This is a genomic window from Halomicrobium sp. IBSBa, from assembly GCF_017612575.1.
Taxonomy (GTDB): Archaea; Halobacteriota; Halobacteria; order Halobacteriales; family Haloarculaceae; genus Halomicrobium.
This window is the reverse complement of sequence record NZ_JADPQC010000009.1, coordinates 1-21,319: the sequence shown is the minus strand read 5'-3', so window position 1 is coordinate 21,319 and position 21,319 is coordinate 1. Positions and strand designations below refer to the sequence as shown.

Sequence of the window (21,319 nt, the reverse complement as noted above, 5' to 3'; positions counted from 1 at the left end):
CCATGAGCGCAACGACGGACCACGAGACGGTCGACGTACTCGTCGTCGGGTCGGGGATCGCGGGCCTCGCTGCCGCCCTCGCCAGCGCACGCGAGGGCGAGGAAGTCGTCGTCGCCACGAAAGCGACCCGTCCCGAAGGTGCCTCCTCCTGGTGGGCCCAGGGCGGGATCGCCGTCTCGCGGGACCACCCCGAGCAGTTCAAGCAGGACATCCTCGCGGCCTCCGACGGCACGGCCGACCCCGACGCCGTCGACGTGCTCGTCGAGAACGCCAACGAGGCCGTCCGGGACGTGCTCGTCGAGACGTTGGACGTGAACTTCGACAGCCGCGAGGACGACCAGCGGGAGTCCTCGGAACGAGCGAGCGGCGACGAGGACTACGACTTCACCCGCGAGGCCGCCCACAGCGAGGACCGCATCCTCCACGTCGACGCCGCCACGGGCAAGCACATCCACGTCCCCTTCCTGCACTACCTCGACGACCACGACAACGTCGAGATTCGAGACGACACGGCGGCGCTGGAGCTGATCCGCCACGAGGGGCGCGTCCACGGCGCGATGCTCGAATCCGACGGCGACGCCGCGCCGCTGTACGCCGGTGCGACGGTGCTGGCGACCGGCGGGATCGGCGATCTGTTCACCCACTCGACGAACCCGACCGGGTCGACGGGCGACGGGATCGCCATGGCCGCACTGGCCGGCGCAGACGTGGCGGACATGGAGTACGTCCAGTTCCACCCGACCGTCTACGTGGGGGGCGAGCAGGGAGCCGACGCGGCCAGCGACGCGAGCGCGACGGGCGATGGCGGCGACCCGTTCCTCGTCAGCGAGGCCGTTCGCGGCGAAGGCGCGCTGCTGCGCAACGGTGCGGGCGAGCGGTTCATGCCCGACTACCACGACGACGCCGAACTCGCGCCCCGCGACGTGGTCGCGCGAGCGGTCGCCGCCGAGCGCGAGGCGACTGGTACCGTCGTGCTGGACGTGAGCCCGCTCGACTTCGCCGCGGAGTTCCCCGGTCTCGTCGAGAAGTGCGAGGACCGCGGGGTCGACTACACCGAAGGAATTCCGGTCGCGCCCGCCGAACACTTCCTCTGTGGCGGCGTCGCCGTCGACGACCGCGGCCGGACCAGTCTCGACCGGCTGTACGCCGTCGGCGAGTGCGCCCGGACCGGCGTCCACGGCGCGAACCGGCTGGCGTCGACGAGCCTGCTGGAGGGGCTGGTCTGGGGGCTGCGTGCCGGCTCGGACGCGGCCGGCCACGCGCCGACGATGATCGAAGCGCCGGAGCTGCTGGAGCGAGATCCTGACCTGCCCGAGGACTTCGCCCGCCAGAAGTTCCTGCGCCTGCGGCGCGTGATGGACGAGTACGTCGGCCTCGAACGCGACCCCGCGGACCTGAACCGCGCACTGGGCGTCCTCCGGCGGCTCAAGGGCGAGGTCGACGCCTACGTCCGCACGCGCACCGCCCGGTCGCTGTACGAACTGCGCAACGCCAGCGTGACGGCGCTGCTGGTGACTCGCCACGCCATCGAGAACGACGAGAGCGTCGGGACCCACCACGTCGTCGAGGCCGACCCGACCGAAGAGCCCGAACCCCGGGCCGACGACTGATGCTGACCGACAGCGACATCGAGCGGTGGCTCCGGGAGGACGTGGGCCACCACGACGTGACCAACGACGTGCCCGGCGAGACCACCGGCCGACTCCTCGCCACGGAGTCCGGCGTCGCCGCCGGTCTCGACGCCGCGACGGCCGTCTTCGACTACCTCGACGTGACCGTGCGAGAGCGAATCGAGGACGGGACCGCCGTCGAGAGCGGCGACGTACTGCTCGCCGTCGAGGGACCGGCGCGTGCGATCCTGCGGGGCGAGCGCGTCGCCGTCAACGTCGCCGGCCACGCGTCGGGAATCGCGACGAAGACTGACGCCGCGGTCGCCGCCGCCCGCGCGGTCGACGACGAGGTTCGCGTCGCGGCGACACGCAAGACCACGCCCGGACTGCGCGGCGTCGAGAAGCGCGCCGTCGCGGCTGCCGGCGGTGACACCCACCGGCTCGACCTCTCGCACATGGTGATGGTCAAGGACAACCACGTCGCTGAGCTGGGGCTGGACGGAGCGATCGAGCAGTTCCGCGAGCGGGCCTCCTTCGCGACGCGGCTCGACGTAGAAGTCGAGACGCCCGAGGACGCGCCCCGAGCGGCCGCGGCCGGCGCAGATGTCGTCCTGCTGGACAACATGCCCCCCGGCGAAACGCGCGAGGCCGTCGCGTTGCTCCGCGAGAGCGACGCCGCGGCGCTGGCGGAGGCCTCGGGCGGGATCACCGTCGAGACGGTGCCCGACTACGCCGCGACCGGCGTCGACGTGATCTCGATGGGATCGCTGACTCACTCCGCGCCGACGCTGGATCTGTCTTTTCGGACCGGGTGAGATCGACGCCACAGCGGGAGCCGCGTGGGCCGACGACGCCACGGGCAGGCACCGATCACCCGCGCACGTTGGGGGGACCGTTACGTTTATGCGACGTATCGCTGATAATTCGATCGAGGCAGTGGACGCTAGGGACAACGACGAGTAGGGATACATGGCGTCGGAAAACAACGAGACAGCCGCGCTTGCCGACGATCTCCTCCAGCGGCCGCTCTCTGCCGTCTGCGACACGGCGGAGACGATCCACCACGTCCTGACCAACAGGCGCGTCGGACTCACGAGAGGCGGCGACGAGACGACGGTGATCGAACCCGGCACCGCCTACGGTGCCGTCGCCGCGATCACGGACCGTCGGCTCCTGTTTCTCGTCGGCGTGCCGCCCGACCAGGAGACGGACTTCCGCGCGGAAGTCGCCTACGACGACGTCGAGACCGTCGAGAAACGGACGGAGACCCTGACACAGTCACTCGTCGTCGAGACGGTGGCCGACCGCTTCGAGTTCACCGCTCGCAAGCCTCGCGCGGTCGATGCGGCCGTCGACGCGCTGGAGTCGACGCTCGCCGAGCACGTCCTCGATGAGGCAGCGGATCACCACGAGTCCGCGCGCGAGGCCACGGAGCCCGCCGACAGCGCCACAGAGCTGGAAGCGGCGCTCGACGCGTACCGCCGCGCGGCCACGCTGCTGGGCGACGAGGACGAGCCGGTCAGCGACGCCGAACGGGCGGCCCGCGAGGACGCCGAAGCCGTGCTCGCGCGACTCGTCGCCGCCCACCGAGAGCACGCGGCGGCGTGTGCAGACGCCGCCGACTGGGAACTGGCGGCCGACAACGACGAATCGGCCTACGAACTGCTCGTCGACGCACGCGAGGCCTACGACCGGGCACTCGAACTCGCACGGGCGTACCCGCCAGGCGATCCCGACGCGATCGAACGCGAACGCGCGGCCGTCGTCGAGAGCCTGGAGCCGCTGAAGGTGCGATTCGCCGTCGCGAACGCCTGAGCGAACCGCCACAGTGTGTCGGTTGCGGAGCTCGAACGGATGGACGCACCGATCGCACGGCCGTCGTGCGATCCGTGCATCGATGTTCATACTACTGGCTGGAAATCTGTGAACGATTTCGCCACCCCGGGGTAGGGAAGATCGTCACGAAGTGACAGCCGGCAGTATCAGCTGTCGCTCGTGAACGCGTCGAAGATCGACGAGAACTCGTAGGGTTCCTGTTCGATCTGGCTGCTCTCGTAGAGCGCGCTCCCCTCGCCGTTGTCGCGGACGAGCTCCCAGAACGACAGCCACCGGAGGTTCTTCTCCTGGGCGAAATCGAGCACCGTCTGTGCGTCCTCGGGGTAGAACACGTTCGAGTCGACGTCGTTCTGGCCGATCATCGGCGTCAGGCCGATCGTGTTCCAGCGCTCTGTGGCCGACCGAGCCGGATAGATGTCGGCCAGCTGTCCGTGGACGCTCTCGGCGGCGTCGACGACGGTCTCGCCGTTCAGTTCGAACGCCGAGCCGTAGTTCATCGTCATGAGGTTCACGGCGTCGAGTTCGACGCCGCGCTGGGCCGCGTCTTCGAGCACGAACAGCACGTCGTTGCTCGACTGCTCGGGGAGCCCGCTGGGCATCACCGGCAGTGTGTACGAGATCGACAGCTCCGGGTACTCTGCCTGGAGCAAAGCGAGTGCCTCGTTCCGGCGTTCGATGACTTCGGGATTGTCCCGGATGTGTTGCTCCTCGTCGAAGTCGATGAACTGCGCGTCGAGCCGATCGACGACGGTCGCGTACTTCTCTTTGAGCGTGCTCGCGCTCGTCACCGCCTCCGCGAGGTACGTGCCACTGAGACCGCCGAAGGAGACGATGACCTCACCGTCGTGGTCGGCCCGGAGGTCGGCGATCTGGCCCTGCATGTCGAGGCGTTCGCCGCTCTCGCCGACGATCAGGTTCGAGTCGCCGGCCCACGCCGGCTCGCCCCCGGCGGAGTTGACGAACGCGAGCGTGAAGTACTTCGTCCCGGCGTTCGAGACCGCGTCGGTGAGCGCCTGCTGGTCGTCCAGGGCCACGTCGACGAACGGGGCGAAGACGTTCTCCGGGATCGCGCCCGGTGTGCCCGTGTCTCCGTCCGAACCGTCGCCGCCGTCGTCACCGCTGCCGTCGTCCCCACCGCCACCGTCTACGGGACCGACTTCGTCCCACGGTCCACCGGCGTCGGGCTCGTCTCCCCGAGTCCACCACTGGGCCTCGTAGATCGTCCCCTCGTAGACGACCCGATCGCCGCCGGTGTACGTGGTGCCGGCGTCCCAGGCCGGATAGTCGGTCTCGTTGCCACCGTCCGTGCCGTCGTCGCTGCCGTCGTCGCTGCCGTCGTCGCTGCCGCCGTCGCTCCCCCCGTCGGAGCCACCGTCCGAAGAGTCGACGACGTTCCACGGCCCCCACTGGGTGCTACCGGGTTCGTCGCCCTGTGTCCACCACTGGGCCTCGTAGATCGTCCCCTCGTAGACGACCCGGTCACCCTCCGAGTAGGTCGCGCTCGCGTCCCACGTCGGGTACTCTTGCTGTGCCGATGCCGCGCCGACGCCCGTGAGCCCCACGAGCGCCGACAGTGATCGTACGTACGTCCGTCGTCGCATGTGTGATCCCTCGACGGCCGGGACGGCAGTACGACGGCGACACCGATCGGGCAGCTGTCAGTGCCCCCCTAACATCCGGACACCCCGATGGCCGCGACCGTAGCGGACGCCCGACCGCGACAGTACTGTGGTGTTTCGTCGGCTAAAAATTAATCATTTATAGTATGCATTTCTGTCGAACAGCGCAGAAACGCGCGGCGACGGTCACCAGCCGTGCGTCGATACGAAACGCCGGGCCGATCGGCGACGGCCACGGACGGCCGGCCGTTGCCGTCACTCGACCAGCGGCTCGCCGGTCATCGCGTCGGGCTGGTCGATCCCCAGCAGCGACAGCATCGTCGGCGCGAGATCCGCGAGCGTCCCGCCGTCGCGGGCCTCCCGGCCCGCCGCCGTCCCGTCGGGGCCGAGGTAGACGAACGGGACCGGATTGAGCGTGTGGGCCGTGTGTGGGTCCTCGGAGGTCCCCATGTCGTCGGCGTTGCCGTGGTCGGCACAGACGAGGACGTGACCGCCGGCCTCGGTGATCGCCTCGACCATGCGTCCGAGCTGCTCGTCGACGGCCTCGACGGCCGCGGTGGCGGCCTCGAAGTCGCCGGTGTGGCCCACCATGTCGGCGTTGGCGTAGTTACAGACCATCGCGTCCGGGTCGTCGTCCTCGATGACCTCGATAGCGGTGTCGGTGACTGCGGGTGCGCTCATCTCCGGTTGCTGGTCGTAGGTCGGCACGTCCGGACTCTCGACGATCCGGCGGATCTCGCCGTCGAACTCGACCTCACGGCCGCCGTTGAGGAAGTAGGTGACGTGGGCGTACTTCTCGGTCTCGGCCAGGCGAAGCTGCGTGTGCCCGGTCTCGGCCAGCACCTCGCCGAGCACGTCCTCGGGCTGGTTGGGCGGGTAGGCCACCGGGAGATCGAAGGTCGCGTCGTACTGGGTCATGGTGACCAGCCGGACCTCCGGCGGTTCCGTGTCGCCGCCCCAGTCCTCGGGACGAACGTCGCCCAGCATGCGCGTGAGCTGACGCGCGCGGTCCGAGCGGAAGTTGAAGAAGATCACGGCGTCGCCGTCGTCGAGTGCCGGCCGGCCCCGGTCACTGCTCTGGCGTTCGCTTTCCGGGGCCTGTCGAGGCTCGCCCTCGACCAGCGTCGGCTCGACGAACTCGTCGGTGTCGCCCCGATCGTAGGAGTCGGTGACCGCCTCGACCGCCGTGTCGGCGCTGTGGGCGGCCTCGCGCGAGACGATCGCGTCGTAGGCCCGGCGGGTGCGCTCCCAGTTCTGGTCTCGGTCCATCGCGTAGTAGCGCCCGGCGACGGTGGCGACGTGGCCCGTTCCACGCTCCTCGGCGTGGGCCTGGAGTTCGGCGAGGTACTCCTCGCCGCCGGTCGGCGAGGTGTCCCGGCCGTCGGTGAAGGCGTGGGTGACCGCCTCGACGCCGCGGTCGGCGGCGAAGTCGATCAGCGCGTGGAGGTGCTTCTGGTAGGAGTGGACGCCGCCGTCAGAGACCAGCCCCATGAGGTGGACCGCGCCGTCGTTGGCCTCGGCGTAGTCGAAGGCCGATTCCAGGCGGTCGTTCTCGAAGAAGGTGCCGTCTGCGATCCCGTCGGTGACGCGGGCGGAGTCCTGCTTGACGACGCGGCCGGCCCCGATGTTGAGGTGGCCGACCTCGGAGTTGCCCATCTGGCCCTCCGGGAGGCCGACGCGACGCCCGTGGGTTTCGAGCGTGCTGTCGGCACCGATCTCGCGGTATCGGTCGACGTTTGGCGTGTCGGCCGCGGCGACCGCGTCCCGGGTGTCCGTGTCGGGGTTCAGTCCCCAGCCGTCCAGAATGACGAGTCCGACTTCCATATCGGGTCGGTGGCGGGGCCGCCCTAAGATACTGTCGGGTGTCGGTGGCGCTCACACGGCGGGTTCCCACGTTTCGAGCGTGTATCCGTCGTACGGCGTCTCGTCGACGAGTGTCCACGCCTCGCGGTCGAACGCCGGGAACGTCGCGTCGCCCTCGTACTCGCCGTCGACGCGGCTCAGCAACATCCGGTCGTACCGTGGCAGGAACGCCTCGTAGACCCCGGCACCGCCCAGCACGTACAGCACCGGATCGCCGCGCTCGCGGGCGAGATCGATCGCCGCGTCGACGCTCGCCGCGCGAGTCGCCGTCTCGGCCTCGAACGAGCGCTCGCTCCGACTCAAGACGAGCTGTCGTGCGCCGGGCAGTTCCTCGAACATCTCGAAGGTCTTGCGGCCGAGCACGACGGTGTCGTCGGCGACTCGCTCGCGGTAGCGCCGGGACTCGTGGGGGAGGTGCCAGGGGAGTCGGTCGCCGTCGCCGATGACGCCGTTTTCGCCGACCGCCGCGACTGCGATGATCTCCATGCGCGACCGTTGGGTCTGGGACTACTACTCTCCACCGCCGCCGGTCGATCCCGAGCGCGACCCAGCGCCCGCCCGGACGCCGCGGCCGCGTGACGATGCTTTATCCCCCTGCGGTCGCTCCCACCGGCATGGACGTACTCGTCATCGGCGGCACCGGACTGATCAGCACGGCCGTCTCGCGCCAGCTCGTCGCGGCCGGCCACGACGTGACCTGTTTCACTCGCGGGGAGAGCGACGCCGAGTTGCCGGACACGGTGTCGTTCGTCCACGGCGACCGCGACGACGACGCCGCCCTGGAGCGGGCCCGCGACGCGGTCGAGCCCGACTGCGTGATCGATATGGTCTGTTTCGCCCCCGCACAGGCCGAGGCCGCCGTCGAGATCTTCGCGGGGATCGAGCAGTACGTCTTCTGTTCGACGGTCGACGTGTACCACCGCCCGCTGGCGACCAACCCCGTCACGGAAGACGCCGCCCGCGAGCCGGCCGTCAGCGAGTACGGCGCGAACAAGGCCGCCTGCGAGGATCGCTTCCTGGCCGCCCACGACGACGGCGCGTTCGCCGCCACCGTGCTCCGCCCGTGGAGCACCTATGGCGAGGGCGGGCCGGTGCTCCACACGCTCGGCGTCGGCACCTACTACGTCGACCGGATCCGGAAGGGCAAGCCCATCGTCGTCCACGGCGACGGCCAGTCGCTGTGGGGCCCGTGCCACCGCGACGACGTGGCCGCGGCGTTCGTCGCCGCCGTCGGCAACGGAGCCGCGTACGGCGAGTGCTACCATGTCACCAGCGAGGAGGTGATCACCTGGAACCAGTACCACCGGACCGTCGCCGACGCGCTGGACGCTCCCGAGCCCGACCTCGTCCACGTTCCGACGACCGTCCTCGCCGACGCCGTCCCGGACCGCACGGCGATGCTGCGCGATCACTTCCAGTTCTCGACGGTCTTCGACAACAGCAAGGCGAGACGAGACCTGGACTTCGAGTACACCGTCAGCTTCGAGGACGGGGTTCGTCGGACCGTCGAGCGACTCGACGCCGAAGACCGGATCGAACCCTGGGACAGCGAGAACGACGACGAGCTGATCGCGGCGTGGCGCGACGCCACCGCCGACTTTCGTGCAGCGTTCGGACGGTCGTGACGGCCGGCTCTCAATCGACGATCGCGGACGCCCACTCCGACAGTGACACGAACGAGAGGCGATCGCGGAGGAGGAACCACGGACTCGCCAGCGCCGCCCCGAGGGCGTTGGCGTAGGCGTCTCCCAGCCCGAAGTAACGGTCGGGCAGGAACGACTGCCAGATCTCGATACCGACGCCGTAGGCCACGGTGATCCCGAGCACGAACACCGCGAGTCGGCCGGTCGACCACCGCCAGGTGCTCGTGGCGTACGCCAGTGTCCCACCGAAGGCGGCGTACGCGAGGAAGTGACGCCACTTGTCCAGCGGGAGGAGATCCGGCGGACCCGCAACGATTGGCTCTCCCGGCGGCGCGACGACCACCGAGAGCGTGAAGATCACACCACCCACCACGGCGACGGCGAGCCACCGGAGCCACGACGGCAACAGCGGGACGCGAAAAGCACTCATTGGCTACGTTGCCGACAGTGAGGGGTAAAAGCGATGTGGTCGCGGGCGACGCACTCGTGGCGACGAGTCGTCCGTATCAGGCGTTCGTCTTGTACAGGTTGCCGTCGTCGTCGTAGCGGGCCTCGAAGATCCGGTCGAACTGGTCGTCGGAGATCGTCACGTCGATCGCCCCGAGGTTCTCGTCGAGCTGGTCGACGGTCCGCGCGCCGACGATCGGGACGCAGTCGAAGTCGGGCTGGTCCATCAGCCAGCGCAGAGCGACCTGTGCCGGCGAGGCGTCGACCTCCTCGGCGACGGCCCGGACCTCGTCGATGACGTGCCAGCCCCGTTCCGAGACGTAGAAATCGAGGAAGCGATCGTCGAACTGGGCACGCGTGTCTTCGGGGGCGTCCAGCTCGTAGGTCCCGTCGCCCGCACGCTCGTACTTGCCGGTGAGGAAGCCACCGGCCAGCGGCGAGTACGGACAGACCGCGAGGTTCTGGTCGGCACACACGTCGAGGTACTCGGCCACGTCCTCGTAGTAGGCGGCGTGAAAGAGCGGCTGGGTGACGGTGAACGCCTCGTAGTTGTTCACGTCGGCCTTCCACAGGCCCTTGGTGAGCTTCCATGCGTCGGCCGTCGACAGGCCGACGTTGTGGACCTTCCCCTCGCTGACGAGGTCGTCGACGGCGCGCAGCGTCTGTTCGATCGGCGTGCCGTCGTCGAACCGATGCAGGTAGAGGACGTCGAGGTAGTCCGTCTGCAGTCGGTCCAGCGACCCCTCGACCTCCGCGCGGACGTTCTTCTTCGAGAGGTTCTCCTGGAAGCGCGAGACCGTCGACCAGAAGCACTTCGAGGCGATGACGTAGTCCTCGCGGTCCCGGCCTTCGAGCCACTCGCCGATCCACCGCTCGGAGTCGCCGCCGCCGTAGCCGTTGGCGGTGTCGATGAAGTTGCCGCCGCGCTCGGCGAAGGCGTCGAGCAGCTCGTGGGCGTCCTCGCGGTCCGTCTCGACGACGCCGCTGTCCTCGTGTTCCTTGCCGAAGCGCCACGTCCCGAGACAGATCGGCGACACCTGCAAGCCGGTCGTGCCGAGTCGTCGGTAGTGCATACGCTCGTGTGTGAGAACGCGAGCGGGATAACTGGGGTGGGTACTCAGTCGCGTATTCGACGGGTTCCTACAGACGCCGCTCCAGTTCCTCGCGCAGGATTGTCCGGTGACAGCGCTTCTGGTCGGTGTTCTCGTAGCAGACCAGCGCCACGTCCTCGCCCGCCTGCAGGGGTGAGACCAGATCGTCCATCGGAGCCTGGCCCTCGTCGCTGGTGAGGTGATCGCGATACGTCTCCTCGAAGTCGAGTTCCTCCCAGGCGGCGTTCTGAGCACCCTCCTCGCACATACCGTCGAGCTTGAACGACTCCTCGCGAGACTGGAACTCTTCGAGGAAGTCCGATGGCGGCCCGAGCGCAGGGCGGTTCTCGTCGACCGCACCGTGGAACCACGGCGTCGGCGAGCGTATGACGCCGACATGACGGGCCCCCTCCGGCAGGTTCACCAGAACCTCGAGAAACTCGAAGCACTCGGCCTGATCGATTTCGAAATGGAAGGCCGGTCGAAGCGTCCGCGAGTCTGGTACGATACGATCGAGGTGGATCTTCCGTTGCTCGATTCGGATGGCGAATACGACACCGCAGATGCCTAGAAGCCGGCGGTATCGAGTTCGTCGAGGAACGCAGGTCGATTCGAGTGCTTCTCTCGGAGGCGAGCGACGAACGCGGCCAGTTCGTCCTCGAACCCGAGGCGTTCCATCTCGCGCAGGTGCTCGATCACGGTTCGGTAGTGATCGCGACCGGTGTCGCTGGCCAGGTACGGCTCCAGTCGCTCCTGATACGCTTCGAAGTACTTCTCGGGGTGGAGGTCGGCGACGTCGGCCCGGTAGCGCTTGAGCGTCGCCACGTCTTCGCTGTCGAAGACTCTCGACAGGGCCTTCTTGTGTTCGCCTTCGTGGCAGTACAGGTCGATCAGCCGATCGGGATCGAGCCGTCCGAGTTGTGTGACGATCCCGTGGAAGACCGATTCCCACCGCTCGTCGGAGCAAGCGGTCTTCAGTTCGTCGTAGGCGTCCCAGTCCTCGAATCGGACGAACAGCGTTCGGAGACGCTCCCGGTATCGCTCGTCGTCGCGTTCGTCGTAGAACTCGGCCGCGAACCGGTGGAATTCGTGGGAATGGGTGAATTGATCGAGCCCGTCCTCGACGACGTCCTCCGCGCGGTCGTCTCGATCGTCCGCGAGAAGTTCGTCGACGTATTGCCGACAGAACGACGGACGCTCCGTGTACACGTCGGCGAGGATCGCACGGAGCGTGTCCCGCTCGTCGAGTTCCGACAGTACCCAGACGTACGTCGAGAGCAGTGTTCGCTCGTGAGGGGTGTACTGAGATTGCGAGCGAGAGGCATCTCGGCCGTCTCCCTCCAGTGCGAACGCTTCGATCTTTTCCGTGAGCGTCTCGCCGACGAATGCTTCGATATCGAGCGGGATCGCGCTGAGACGGTCGACATCGATCGCTCCGCCGGTGAACAGATCGGCGTCCAAACGGTCTCTCGTCAGATCGGGAACCCGCGTTGCAGTCGATCCGTCAATCGGAACGTCGCCCTCACCAGTCGGTCCATCCTCGCCGTTCGCGGATTCGTTCTCGTCCGGAAGATCGCTCTCGGAGGGAGACAGGTCGGCCGGTACGTGGGGTTCCAGCAACGACCGGAGATGTTCGAGATCGTCAGTCGTCTCACAGACCGCTCGAAGCGCCTCGTCGTAGGACTCCCCCACGAAGTCGAACTCCGTCGTCCGGTACTGCTCGAACAGAGTGTCGACGTACTCGTGTCGTTCCTCGGGTGGTCGGTCCATCTCGCGGACGGTTTCCGCATATGCGTCGACCGCTTGCTGGATCTGGTCGCCGTAGTGGCCGCTGCTGTCGTCGATCCGATCGAGGTTCTCTTGGATCGTCTCCGCGAGCGCCCGATATATCTTCAGGGCTTGCTCGGCGTTAGCGTTCTCCCGGTAGGTATCCGCTCGATCGTAGTACTGGCTGAAATCGAGTCGCGTATCGTATTCGACGATGTCATGCTGTCCAGCGGCATCCTCGAAGCGCTGGTCGATCTCGCGCCTGTAGTCGGCGGCGCTTTTCTCGGCCGGCCCATCGACAAGGGCGAGGAACTGCTCTCTTCGGTGCTCGTCCTCTGCGAGAATCCGACTCAAGAACGTCCGCACTGTCTCGTCGTCGGCCGGCTCGACCGCTCGTTCGACGGCTCTCGGCGTCGGCTTGTTCGATGCTTGGGCCGCCTCGTCGCCGTAGTCGGACGTGTCCGATCGATCACCCAACAGTTCGTCCGAGCGGTCGGCCACGGCCAGCAACACGGCGACGACGTGCTTGCACTCGCCGTCGTAATCGTAGGAACACGAACACCGGGGAGCAAACTGTGTCGCCGACAAGTCGACCGTCGTCCGGTAGTCGTGGCTGCCACGGACCGTCGCAGTCACCTCGCTGTCCGCGACGGTGAGGTCGCGGACCCGGCCCGCCTCGAAGTACTCGACACCGCGCTGGAATGACTGTGCGGTACAGATCTCGCGGATCGCATCACGGGTCGGGATCTGGACGTCCATACGTGATCGCTCGGGATCGCCGCTCGCGTCGGACTCATTGTCAGTCATATCTCGTCGGGAGACCAATCTTCGAGCGAGACTCGTTCGGCAATCGGGCCTTCGCCTCGTTGCTCGACCGCTTCGAGAAAGCCGATCGCTGTCTGTTCGGGATCGATAGGTCCCCAGCCGTGGTGTGTCCCCCAGAATCGCGTCGCCCAGACGAGGGTGTCGTCGACGACGATGCCGACGTTTCCAATGATGTCTTCGGGATTGTCGTAGTACTGTGAGGGCGGCGTACCCAATCCGTCCTGGAGCGTGGCGTTGTACGCGAAATCGTCCCAGGCGTTGTCGAGCGTGCGATGCTCGACTGCCCCTGAGAACTCCTCAGGTGGCGCTCGCCGCGGCTCGACCGGTACGATCTCGACCGGGATCGCGTGCCGACCGACGATCGATTCCAGTAGCTCGACGGTTCGACGATGGTCGGCCGCAGTGTCAGCCTCGGCGTAGTAGCGCAGTCGCATGGTTGTCCTGGGCAACGCCGTTCGTCGATCCTCACTACGGTGCGGTGAGTTTTGTGGACTGCGGTCCGACCGCGCTGGTCGGGAATCACGGTGGTGCTCAAGAGAGAACACCGGTGCCGGATTCAGCGAACTCAGTCCTCGTTCGGTGGTTCCGGCGGTTCGAGGAGTGCTCGGAGAAGCCGACCAGCGCGGCTCTCTGCGAGTTCCGCGAGCGTCCAGTCGACGCGAAGGCCCACCAGTGCGAGGAGCCACGCGAGAGTGAACGTGCCGACGGTCGTCACGGAGCCGCTCTGTATCGCTGGTAGCGACTGGAGTGTCTGAACGGAGAGAACGACGAGCAAGAGCACGCTCGCGACCTTGACTGGGACGTCGCGCACCAGCGCACCCGTGCGAGCAGTCGCGCGCTTGAGCGAGGATTCGTTCCAGGCTCTCTCGACGTGTGGGACGAGTCGGTCGAGCAATCGGACGAACGGGCCGACAGTGTGAGTCTCTCGCAGGTCGATGACGACGACCTTCGGATCGGGCTCTTTGGTGAGCCAGCGGTAGAGGGACGACGCCCGTGTGACCTTGGCCACCTGAGCAGTGAGTGACTGACTGGTCTGGACGACGCGTGACGCTGCGAGTACGCGACTTACTTTCTCGTCCACGGCTTCGAGAGACACTGTCGGCGAGCCATTTTGCGTATCCATTCCGAATGAGCGGCAGTTCGACTGGAGCGGTATCTAGCTTTCGGTGTTCGAAGCCGATCACCCGCCGATGCTGACGACCTCGGCCCGGACGGTGATCGTTCCCAGATCGAGAACGACCGTCGAGCCCTGTCTGATCGTGTCGCCCTTGAACCGGACGCCGCTGGTCGTCTCTCTCACCTGGAGTTCCGTCGTGAGTGTGACATCTCGAAGGAACGGATGGTCGACGACGTTCACCGAACCGCTGTCGCCCGTAGCGATGATGACTGCCGGCTCGACGGCGACGCCGGTAACGCGAGCGACGGTCGTGTCTCTCGAGCGCTCGGTCATGCCCGTCTCGATCGTATCGGCCATCTCCTCGCGGACGTCGGTCATCCGGAGCGTGACTGTGCGGTTAGCGAGCGTGCCACGTTCTTCGAGCGTGCCGACGCGGCGGATCGGCCCCGACAGCTCGTAGCTCTCGGTCGAAATTTTGACACTGTTGCCCCGCTGGACGTGCATGTCACCGAATTGCTGGCGCTGGCCGTACGACAGCGTCTGTAGTGAGAGTCCGATGAACACGCGCTTACGGTCGGGATCACCCGTTGCGTACGTCGTGACGGTCTGGACTTCCGCGGTTTCGTGCCCGGCGATCGTCGCGAGGTCACCGTCGGCAATTCGTGCTGCCGTCTCGACGTCGACGGTACTTTCGACGAGTACGTCTGTCTCTTTGCGGTCGAGACCGTCCCCGATTCGTTCGAGTCGGCCGTCGATCGTGTACTCGCTCGCTGGGAGTGTGACTGTCTGGCCGCGACGGAGTTGCGTGGTCCCGAAGCGACGCTCGCCCTGCTGAGTGTACGTCTCGAGTTCGACTTCGACGTAGACCGTTCGTTGCGTCGAGTTATTTCTCGCGTACGCGGCTACATCTGTCACCGTAGCCACCGTCCGTCCCGCGAGTTGTACTTCGTCGCCGGCCGTCATCTCGCGGGCGTCGGTCGTTGGGACAGTGTCCTGCAGGACGACAGTCGTCGTCTCTCTGTCGAGCGAGTTTCCGTCGCCGATGGCTCGGATCTCGCCGCTTACTTCGTACCGGCTCGTGGTGATGTCGAGTGTCCGCCCGAAGCGCAGAGGGGCGTCAGCGTAGATGATGCTATCGTCGTTTGGCTGACCCTGTAGTTCCGCGCGGATCGTGACGTGGGTTTGATCGTCCTGTGGCGAGAGATGGATGTCCGTGACCGTGAGCTCCGAGTTCCCGCCGAGGCTGTAGGTGTCGCCTTCGTTCATCTCGGCGACGAGGTAGTCTGGTTGTGTCCCGAGATCGAGCGTGACGTTCGTCGTCGCGAGGTCCGACTCCAACTGGTCGTTACCGCCGAAGACGAGGGCAGCACCGGCGACTGCGACAGCGAGAACCAGAACCACGGCGAGCGCGTCGATAACGTTGACGAACCCGAAGAGGTTCCCTTCGTCGTCGAGGACTTGCATTCGCTTCGGAGTGTTTGGGCGTTTTAAAAGGTCTTTCGCTACGGAGGGGTACTCTCCAGTTCAGTGTCCGGTGAGAGGCCCTCGAAAGCCCTCGGTGCGCTCACGCGAGACGCGCCTCGCCCTTTCATCCGCCAGGACGTGGGGGGATGGTTCGACACGGCTGTGGATGGTATCCCTCTCATACTGCCGGCTGTACGTCTGTAACGAATGTTGCGACCCCGTGGTCGCGAATATCTCGAAACAGCTACAGCGGGCAGTATCAGCCCTGGACGGCTGTCCCGTTCCGGACAGCGCCGGCCTGGACGGTCGCTTCGCGCGTCTCGTTGGCCGTCTCGATGGTGTACGTGCCGGGGTTGGCGACGCGGACGTTGTACGCACCGGTCGCGTCGGCCGTCGTCTGTCGTTCGTACGTGAACGAGGCGCCGGGAACCGTCACGTTCGTCCGGACCGTGACTGTCTCGTTGGGCGCGACCTGCCCCGTCAGGTTCGCGCCGGGAACGACCTGGTAGGTGAGTTTCTCGCCGCCTGCCGTGACGTACAGTGGCTGGAAGTGGGCGAGCCCGTCCCGATCTGCGGTTCGACTCCCGTAGTGGTCTGTGAGATGTGCGTAGGCAGTTCCACCGGTGGTGTTGATGTCCTCGGAGAGGACGACGTAACCGACGCGGCCGTCGAACCGACTGTACCACTCGTCGGCATTGGGGCTCCCGAGGAACTCGGCGTACGTCTGTCGGGCGTAGCTGTAACTCTCCGATTCACCGTTGACGAAGTAGTTGTACACGCGGTTGCGCCCCCACTGGCTCAGGACGTAGTTGTCGGGATAGGACTCGTTGAGCTGGGCCGAGTGGTTCGCGACGTGGGCAGCGCTCTGGTAGGTACTGTCCTCGACCGTGAGCTGGCCGGTCTTGACCGGCACCTGCACGATCCCGAGACTCCCGACCAGCAGGAAGATGAGGGCGAGCGTCCCGATCGTCCGTCGATCCGGCACGGTCAGTGGGGGGAGCGCCTCGCGGGTCGCGTCAACCGAGAGTGCCTCGACGGCGTCGATCCAGGCGGCGAGTCGCACGAAGCCGATGCCCGCGAACACCGCGAGGACCGGCGCGAGTTCGCCGACGAACCGGACCGACAGCGTCGAGAGCGCGAAGAAGTACCAGACGTACGCGGTCGGCACCGCCCACTTTGGTGCTGTTCGAGCGCGCTGGATGCCGACGACCATCGCCGGGATCGCGATGACGAGCGTAAACCCCAGCAGGAGCAAGACCCCGAGCGTGTCCGGATCGAACAGGCCAACCGTCTCGGCGATGTTGCGCTCGGCCGTGATCCGTCCGGCCCCTCGCAGGAGCGCGTCCCAATCTTCCGGGCGGGCCTCGCGGAAGACGAGGAGCCCGACCGGAGCGAGGACGGCATCCATGGCCAGCAGATGGCGAGCGTCGTCGGTCGCCCGGTGGACGGCTTCGGCGACGAGGAGTGCGAGAGCGACCCCGCCAAAGACCAGTGCGGGCGAGAACGCGACGCGTGGGGTATGCCAGCCGACGACGACGTGGCCGACCGCGGCGAGCCCAGTAGCGATCGTGAGGCCGGTGAGGATCGGCGCGCCGGGGACGAGTGGTGACTCGCTCCTGTCGACGGCTGCCAGAGCCAGGGCGGCGACCGCGAGGCCGACCGCCGCGATGAGGAGTGGTGCAGACTCCCAGGCCAGCGTCTGGCCAGCGACAGCGATCCCGAGAACGACGCTCGCGAGCCACGTCTTCGGTGTGGTAAGTTTATCCTGATCGGTACCTGCGAGGACCGTCAGCGCGTAGGCCGTCGCCGCCAGCCACGGGTAGTCGAAGGCGTGGTGGTCCGCGAAACCCAGGCTGGTCCGCATCGCGTGGCCCGGAATGATCGCGAAGAGGAGGACCGCTGCGAGCCCAACGCGCCTGTCACCCGTGACGGTGACAGCCAGCAAGTAGACGAAAATCGCCGTGATGACAGCCGTGAGGACGGGGTACCACGCCATCACGTCGCCGACGACGGCTGCACCATTGCCAAAGAGTTCTGAGAGCCACCACAGCGTCGCCACGAGGAGTGGTTCTCCCTTTGTGACGCCGTCCGGTAACGCGGCAAGGGCATCGAGACTGAATACCGACTGACTCTCCGCGAGGACGCGCTCGACCCAGTAGCGGTAGTAGTACGGATCGTTCCCCGAGAGGACGACGTTACCGTCACGGTAGACCGACTGGAGTGGGTGAGCGCGAACGAGTGCGACGACGGTGAGGGCGGCCGTGAGTGTGAGGATGGTTGTTCTGTCGAGTGTTGGCCATTCGAATCCAGAGAGAGTACCGTCGAAATCGAGCGGCTCCTTCTCGTCTGCTGGGTCATCTGAGAGCGCTGCTGCCGTGGCATCTGGATTCGCAAGCCGGTATTCGTCGTCGACGGACTCGACGACACCACTCGCGACTAATTCACCGAACGGACCCGAATCGATCGGCACGTTGTCGAACGCCCAAGTGTCCTGTTTCTCGTCGACATCGAGAACTGTATCGAGGGCATCTCGGAGATCCGGCCGCTCGTCGAGAAGCGCGTTCACGTCGCCCTCGTCGCTCATATGCGGTGGTGTTTCGTGGCCAGAATAAAGTCACCGACTCGTGGTTACTTCGAATCGTTTTGTTGGAAATATCCAACGTATCGAAGAGTGCCTTGATGTTCCTCGATGTGGCCGACAGCGAGTTGTTCGAGCGCCCAGTAGACCTAAGGCCGCTGTGTGATAATCCAGAATAGAGCGGGCGTAGCAATGATGCACTTTCGGACAAACCTCTTGACGATCACGTTCCAATCTGCGCCTGTGTCTTCGGTAGCATTCGAACGTATGTGACGACTCGTGAATATGGCCACCTATTCGATTCCTCATCACACGAGGGTGTCATAGAACGATTACCACACCAAAGAGCAGGGTGAATGCTGAGATGGTATGGCCTCAGCGACCCTGCAAGATGATCCTTCGGTAGAGACGTTCTTCAATGTCGTGGAGACCGAGACGCTAGCGCTGTTTGAGCATCTCTCCTTCGAGTTTCTCGAAGAGTTCGACGTGTTCGCCCCGGCGCAGACGGGGCGAACACGAGACCACGAACCACCAGAGCTGATGCGTGGCTTCCTCCACTGCTACTACAAGGACATCTACGGTATCCGCCCTGTTGCACGAGAGCTCCACAATACGGTTGTCTGGCTTGGCTGTGGCTTCGATCGACCGCCGTCGAGAGACGCGGTCGATCGATTCCTCACTGACCTCGAACACGTCGTCGACGATGTCTTTGATCACCTCGTCGAGCAGGCCGCCCGGCGCGGCCTGCTCGACTTGACCTACTGCATCGATTCGACCGATGTGAGGGCGATGCCCGCCGATCAAGATGCGTCGAAATGCTACGATCCAACCGACGAAGAGTACTACTACGGCTACGGCTGTACGATCGTCTCGACCGGGCAAAAGATCCCGATTGCAGCCGAGTTCACCGAGAGTAAGCAAGCGCCAGAGGAGACGGCGATGCGCGTCACGCGTGACGCGCTCGCCGTCGCCAAGCCGATCTGGATGGTCGGTGACAGCGCCTACGACACGCTTGACTGGCACGACCACCTGCTGGCCGCAGGGGTCGTGCCAGTCGCTCCGTACAACGCGCGAAACACTGACGACCCGAAAGACATCGAGTACAGGGTCGAAGACCGCATCGAACAACACAGCGAGGACGGTCAGCTGAAGCAGTCCACGTTGGATGAGACGTACAACCGCCGTACTGGAGTCGAACGAACCAACGAATCAGTGAAGGACTGCGGCCTCGGGCGAACGCACGCCCGAGGCCGCGTCCACGCACGAGCGCAGGTATTCCTCGCGCTGTGCCTTCGACTCGTCGTCGCAATTACCAACTACGAACGTGGAGACAATCCGGGAAGTACGGTCATCACGGTGTGACAAGAGTTCTATGACACCCTCCATCACACAGTTGCGGTTTCATCCTGCGTCTGGTCACTCTTTTGACCGACCGAATAGGATGCTGATCGCATCAAGTACAACTTGGTACAACTGTCGCGTCACTATCTTCAGGTCGAACCAGAACGACTGCTTTCGGATGTACTCGATATCGTAGCGGATCTTCTCCTGTGGGTCGTAGCCAGTCACATCGTTAATCTGTGCGAGTCCAGTCAGGCCGGGTTTGACGAACCATCGACTTCGCCACTCGTCGACGCTCGATTCGATGTCACTGTCGAGTTCAGGCCGCTCCGGTCGAGGACCGACGACGCTCATGTCGCCGACAAGAACGGACCAGAGTTGGGGGATCTCGTCGAGGTGGGTCTTCCGGAGGAGTCGTCCGACGCGCGTGACACGTGGGTCGACCCCGCCCGCATCTTCGTCGCTGAGTCTTGCACCAGTTCCTGCTTCAGCGTTCGTCACCATACTTCGGAACTTGTAGATGTCAAACCGGTCACCGAACTCCGCCGTTCGCTGTTGGCTGTACAGAACGGGTCCAGGTGAATCGATTTTGACGGCGAGAGCAATTACCACGATCAGTGGCGAGAGGAGCAGGAGGCCTGTCGCTGAGAACATGAGATCGAAAAGACGCTTGAGTATGTAGTCTTGCCAGTCCCACGGTTCCAGGTCTGTGTCGACGAGATCACCACCTATCGCATCGCTCACGAGGACACTATCTGCGTGGTCTCGGTGAATTTGCGCACGGACACCGAGTTCGTAGCATTCAGCTAAGGCGCCGAAAAACTCCTCGCGATCAGGGCGATTGAACCCCAAAAGGACGGTGTCAACATCGTGTTCCACGAGGACTTCATCAAGGCGAGAGAGGCCACCGAGTCGGGGAAGCGAAGCGATCGTCGTCACTCCCCCATCAGGTACCGCCTCGGACGCTGGCTGTTCTCGGGCCGTAACGTTCGCAGGCGCGACGTAGCCAAGCAGCGTTACGTCGGCAGCGCTCCGGATGGTCTCCATGGCCTCGAAGTCGTCGCCAACGATGATTGCCCGGTTTGATGCCAGTGGCTGGCGTCGAATCGAAACGAACCAGACCGGGAGGACAATAATCAGTAAACCAGTCGTGAGGATGAGTGTTGATCGCGGTAGCCGTGTCGACCAATCGAAGTAGCCGATCGTCGCCAGCACTGTCGCTGCGAGGATGACTCGCTTGTGTGTGAGTGCGATCGTGTCGAGTATCCGCCTCGGCTGGGGTTTGAAAAGCGGCCACAGGACTCCGAGGACGACAATAAATGTCGTCGCGATCTCGTCAAGTAGTGATCCGTTCGTGTAGGTGTTGGGCTGAAGATTGTCCAGTACTGGGATCGAAGTGACGAGTGTCTGGGCTAGCGGTGTGTTCGCGAGGACGACGACCAACGCTGTCAGGGCCGTCGTCCCACAGATCGCGAGCGAACGATACCGCCAGCCAGAGGGCATTGATAGATATCTCGTGATATTTATTCATAAGCGCTGCGGGTCACCCTCCGGTTTAAGTCTCATCGTGAAATAAACATCCTCCACACCGTACTGTCCAACTGAAAGATCGAAGTGTGAACAGACCGTAGAAACAGCTATATGACAGGAAAATAACATGGCATAAATGCTGTATATTAAAGAATGGATTTCCCGGAGAACGCACGGTCTAGTTCTGAATCACCTCAGTCGGCGTTCGTCCGTCGAGCGCTTGATTGGTCGTTCGTGGTTGTAGTGGTGTCTGAAGCGCCCTAACCACTCTCTGGCGCTGGATTGACTGCCCCGCCAGAACGTGTGGAAGCAGTCGATTCGTATGGTGACGGTCTGGAACCACTTTTCGATGTGGTTCCGAGTTCAATAATCAGTACCTCACAAAGCATCGCCAGTTAGCCGGCTGTGTTGAATCACTAGGCGGCGTCGGGATGGGTCGCTAAATCAAAGGAGTTGAAGCAGGAGACTCCAGTTGATCATGACTCAAATCTCCCGCTTCATTAGCGAAGTTGTTCCGGTTGCTCAAGTTGTTACCGGTGATGGAGACGAATCCGCCGCCCCGGAAGGTGGCGGCGGATTCGCCGACTA

17 protein-coding genes and 2 pseudogenes are annotated in these 21,319 nt (G+C 65.0%); 6 read left to right on the top strand and 13 right to left on the bottom strand.

Annotated features, from left to right (window positions below; all coding sequences use genetic code 11):
* Nucleotides 1-2: 2 nt before the first annotated feature.
* The 3 genes from IL252_RS15955 to IL252_RS15945 all read left to right on the top strand — a co-directional run bounded on the left by IL252_RS15955 (nucleotide 3) and on the right by IL252_RS15945 (nucleotide 3,425).
* Nucleotides 3-1,610: an L-aspartate oxidase gene (locus IL252_RS15955; RefSeq protein ID WP_208628828.1), complete on the top strand. Its 1,608-nt coding sequence runs from the start codon at nucleotides 3-5 to the stop codon at nucleotides 1,608-1,610.
* A complete protein-coding gene (nadC, locus tag IL252_RS15950; protein ID WP_208628827.1) occupies nucleotides 1,610-2,425 on the top strand; it encodes a carboxylating nicotinate-nucleotide diphosphorylase in 816 nt (271 codons plus the stop codon). Before IL252_RS15955 ends, nadC begins: the two co-directional genes overlap by 1 nt.
* A 154-nt stretch (nucleotides 2,426-2,579) precedes the next feature.
* Entirely contained in the window at nucleotides 2,580-3,425 is an 846-nt protein-coding gene (locus tag IL252_RS15945; RefSeq protein ID WP_208628826.1) for a hypothetical protein, read from the top strand.
* Nucleotides 3,426-3,592: 167 nt separating this feature from the next.
* On the opposite strand, the gene IL252_RS17775 is transcribed toward IL252_RS15945, so the two are convergent.
* From IL252_RS17775 to IL252_RS15930, 3 genes are all read right to left on the bottom strand, one after another.
* Nucleotides 3,593-5,047: a carbohydrate-binding protein gene (locus IL252_RS17775; RefSeq protein WP_208628825.1), complete on the bottom strand. Its 1,455-nt coding sequence runs from the start codon at nucleotides 5,045-5,047 to the stop codon at nucleotides 3,593-3,595.
* A 273-nt stretch (nucleotides 5,048-5,320) separates the two neighbouring features.
* A complete protein-coding gene (gene gpmI / locus IL252_RS15935; RefSeq protein ID WP_208628824.1) occupies nucleotides 5,321-6,889 on the bottom strand; it encodes a 2,3-bisphosphoglycerate-independent phosphoglycerate mutase in 1,569 nt (522 codons plus the stop codon).
* A gap of 51 nt (nucleotides 6,890-6,940) precedes the next feature.
* Nucleotides 6,941-7,414, bottom strand: coding sequence for a dihydrofolate reductase (locus IL252_RS15930; protein WP_208628823.1), 474 nt, complete (start codon nucleotides 7,412-7,414; stop codon nucleotides 6,941-6,943).
* A gap of 128 nt (nucleotides 7,415-7,542) precedes the next feature.
* Here IL252_RS15930 and IL252_RS15925 point away from each other — a divergent pair, with 128 nt between their 5' ends.
* Nucleotides 7,543-8,553, top strand: coding sequence for an NAD-dependent epimerase/dehydratase family protein (locus tag IL252_RS15925; protein WP_208628822.1), 1,011 nt, complete (start codon nucleotides 7,543-7,545; stop codon nucleotides 8,551-8,553).
* Between the two features lie 10 nt (nucleotides 8,554-8,563).
* On the opposite strand, the gene IL252_RS15920 is transcribed toward IL252_RS15925, so the two are convergent.
* The 8 genes from IL252_RS15920 to IL252_RS15885 all read right to left on the bottom strand — a co-directional run bounded on the left by IL252_RS15920 (nucleotide 8,564) and on the right by IL252_RS15885 (nucleotide 17,866).
* The gene (locus IL252_RS15920; RefSeq protein WP_208628821.1) at nucleotides 8,564-9,001 is read right to left on the bottom strand and encodes a VanZ family protein; all 438 of its coding nucleotides are present in this window, start codon (nucleotides 8,999-9,001) and stop codon (nucleotides 8,564-8,566) included.
* A gap of 76 nt (nucleotides 9,002-9,077) precedes the next feature.
* The gene (locus IL252_RS15915) at nucleotides 9,078-10,091 is read right to left on the bottom strand and encodes an aldo/keto reductase (RefSeq protein WP_208628820.1); all 1,014 of its coding nucleotides are present in this window, start codon (nucleotides 10,089-10,091) and stop codon (nucleotides 9,078-9,080) included.
* Between the two features lie 67 nt (nucleotides 10,092-10,158).
* A complete protein-coding gene (locus IL252_RS15910) occupies nucleotides 10,159-10,533 on the bottom strand; it encodes a DUF488 family protein (RefSeq protein WP_244257280.1) in 375 nt (124 codons plus the stop codon).
* 143 nt (nucleotides 10,534-10,676) lie between these two features.
* Complete coding sequence (locus IL252_RS15905; RefSeq protein ID WP_208628819.1) at nucleotides 10,677-12,683, bottom strand: SWIM zinc finger domain-containing protein; 2,007 nt, start codon at nucleotides 12,681-12,683, stop codon at nucleotides 10,677-10,679.
* Nucleotides 12,680-13,135, bottom strand: a complete 456-nt coding sequence (locus IL252_RS15900; protein WP_208628818.1) for a hypothetical protein — start codon at nucleotides 13,133-13,135, stop codon at nucleotides 12,680-12,682. The genes IL252_RS15905 and IL252_RS15900 overlap by 4 nt, the downstream gene beginning before the upstream one ends.
* A 131-nt stretch (nucleotides 13,136-13,266) precedes the next feature.
* The gene (locus IL252_RS15895) at nucleotides 13,267-13,824 is read right to left on the bottom strand and encodes a hypothetical protein (protein ID WP_208628817.1); all 558 of its coding nucleotides are present in this window, start codon (nucleotides 13,822-13,824) and stop codon (nucleotides 13,267-13,269) included.
* A gap of 57 nt (nucleotides 13,825-13,881) precedes the next feature.
* The gene (locus IL252_RS15890) at nucleotides 13,882-15,282 is read right to left on the bottom strand and encodes a DUF4330 domain-containing protein (protein ID WP_208628816.1); all 1,401 of its coding nucleotides are present in this window, start codon (nucleotides 15,280-15,282) and stop codon (nucleotides 13,882-13,884) included.
* Nucleotides 15,283-15,541: 259 nt separating this feature from the next.
* Nucleotides 15,542-17,866, bottom strand: a complete 2,325-nt coding sequence (locus tag IL252_RS15885) for an STT3 domain-containing protein (protein WP_208628815.1) — start codon at nucleotides 17,864-17,866, stop codon at nucleotides 15,542-15,544.
* 363 nt (nucleotides 17,867-18,229) lie between these two features.
* Between IL252_RS15885 and IL252_RS15880 the strand changes: the two genes are divergently transcribed.
* Nucleotides 18,230-19,222 carry a transposase gene (locus IL252_RS15880; RefSeq protein WP_208628814.1) on the top strand — a complete coding sequence of 331 codons (993 nt, stop codon included), beginning with the start codon at nucleotides 18,230-18,232 and terminating at the stop codon, nucleotides 19,220-19,222.
* A gap of 54 nt (nucleotides 19,223-19,276) precedes the next feature.
* Here IL252_RS15880 and IL252_RS15875 read toward each other — a convergent pair whose 3' ends face one another.
* Both IL252_RS15875 and IL252_RS15870 read right to left on the bottom strand, forming a co-directional pair.
* Nucleotides 19,277-20,704 carry an exopolysaccharide biosynthesis polyprenyl glycosylphosphotransferase gene (locus IL252_RS15875; RefSeq protein ID WP_208628813.1) on the bottom strand — a complete coding sequence of 476 codons (1,428 nt, stop codon included), beginning with the start codon at nucleotides 20,702-20,704 and terminating at the stop codon, nucleotides 19,277-19,279.
* Between the two features lie 205 nt (nucleotides 20,705-20,909).
* Nucleotides 20,910-21,091 (bottom strand): annotated as a pseudogene (locus IL252_RS15870) (integrase core domain-containing protein); the annotation flags it as partial.
* A gap of 118 nt (nucleotides 21,092-21,209) precedes the next feature.
* Between IL252_RS15870 and IL252_RS15865 the strand changes: the two are divergent.
* Nucleotides 21,210-21,319: pseudogene (locus IL252_RS15865) on the top strand (IS5/IS1182 family transposase); the annotation flags it as partial.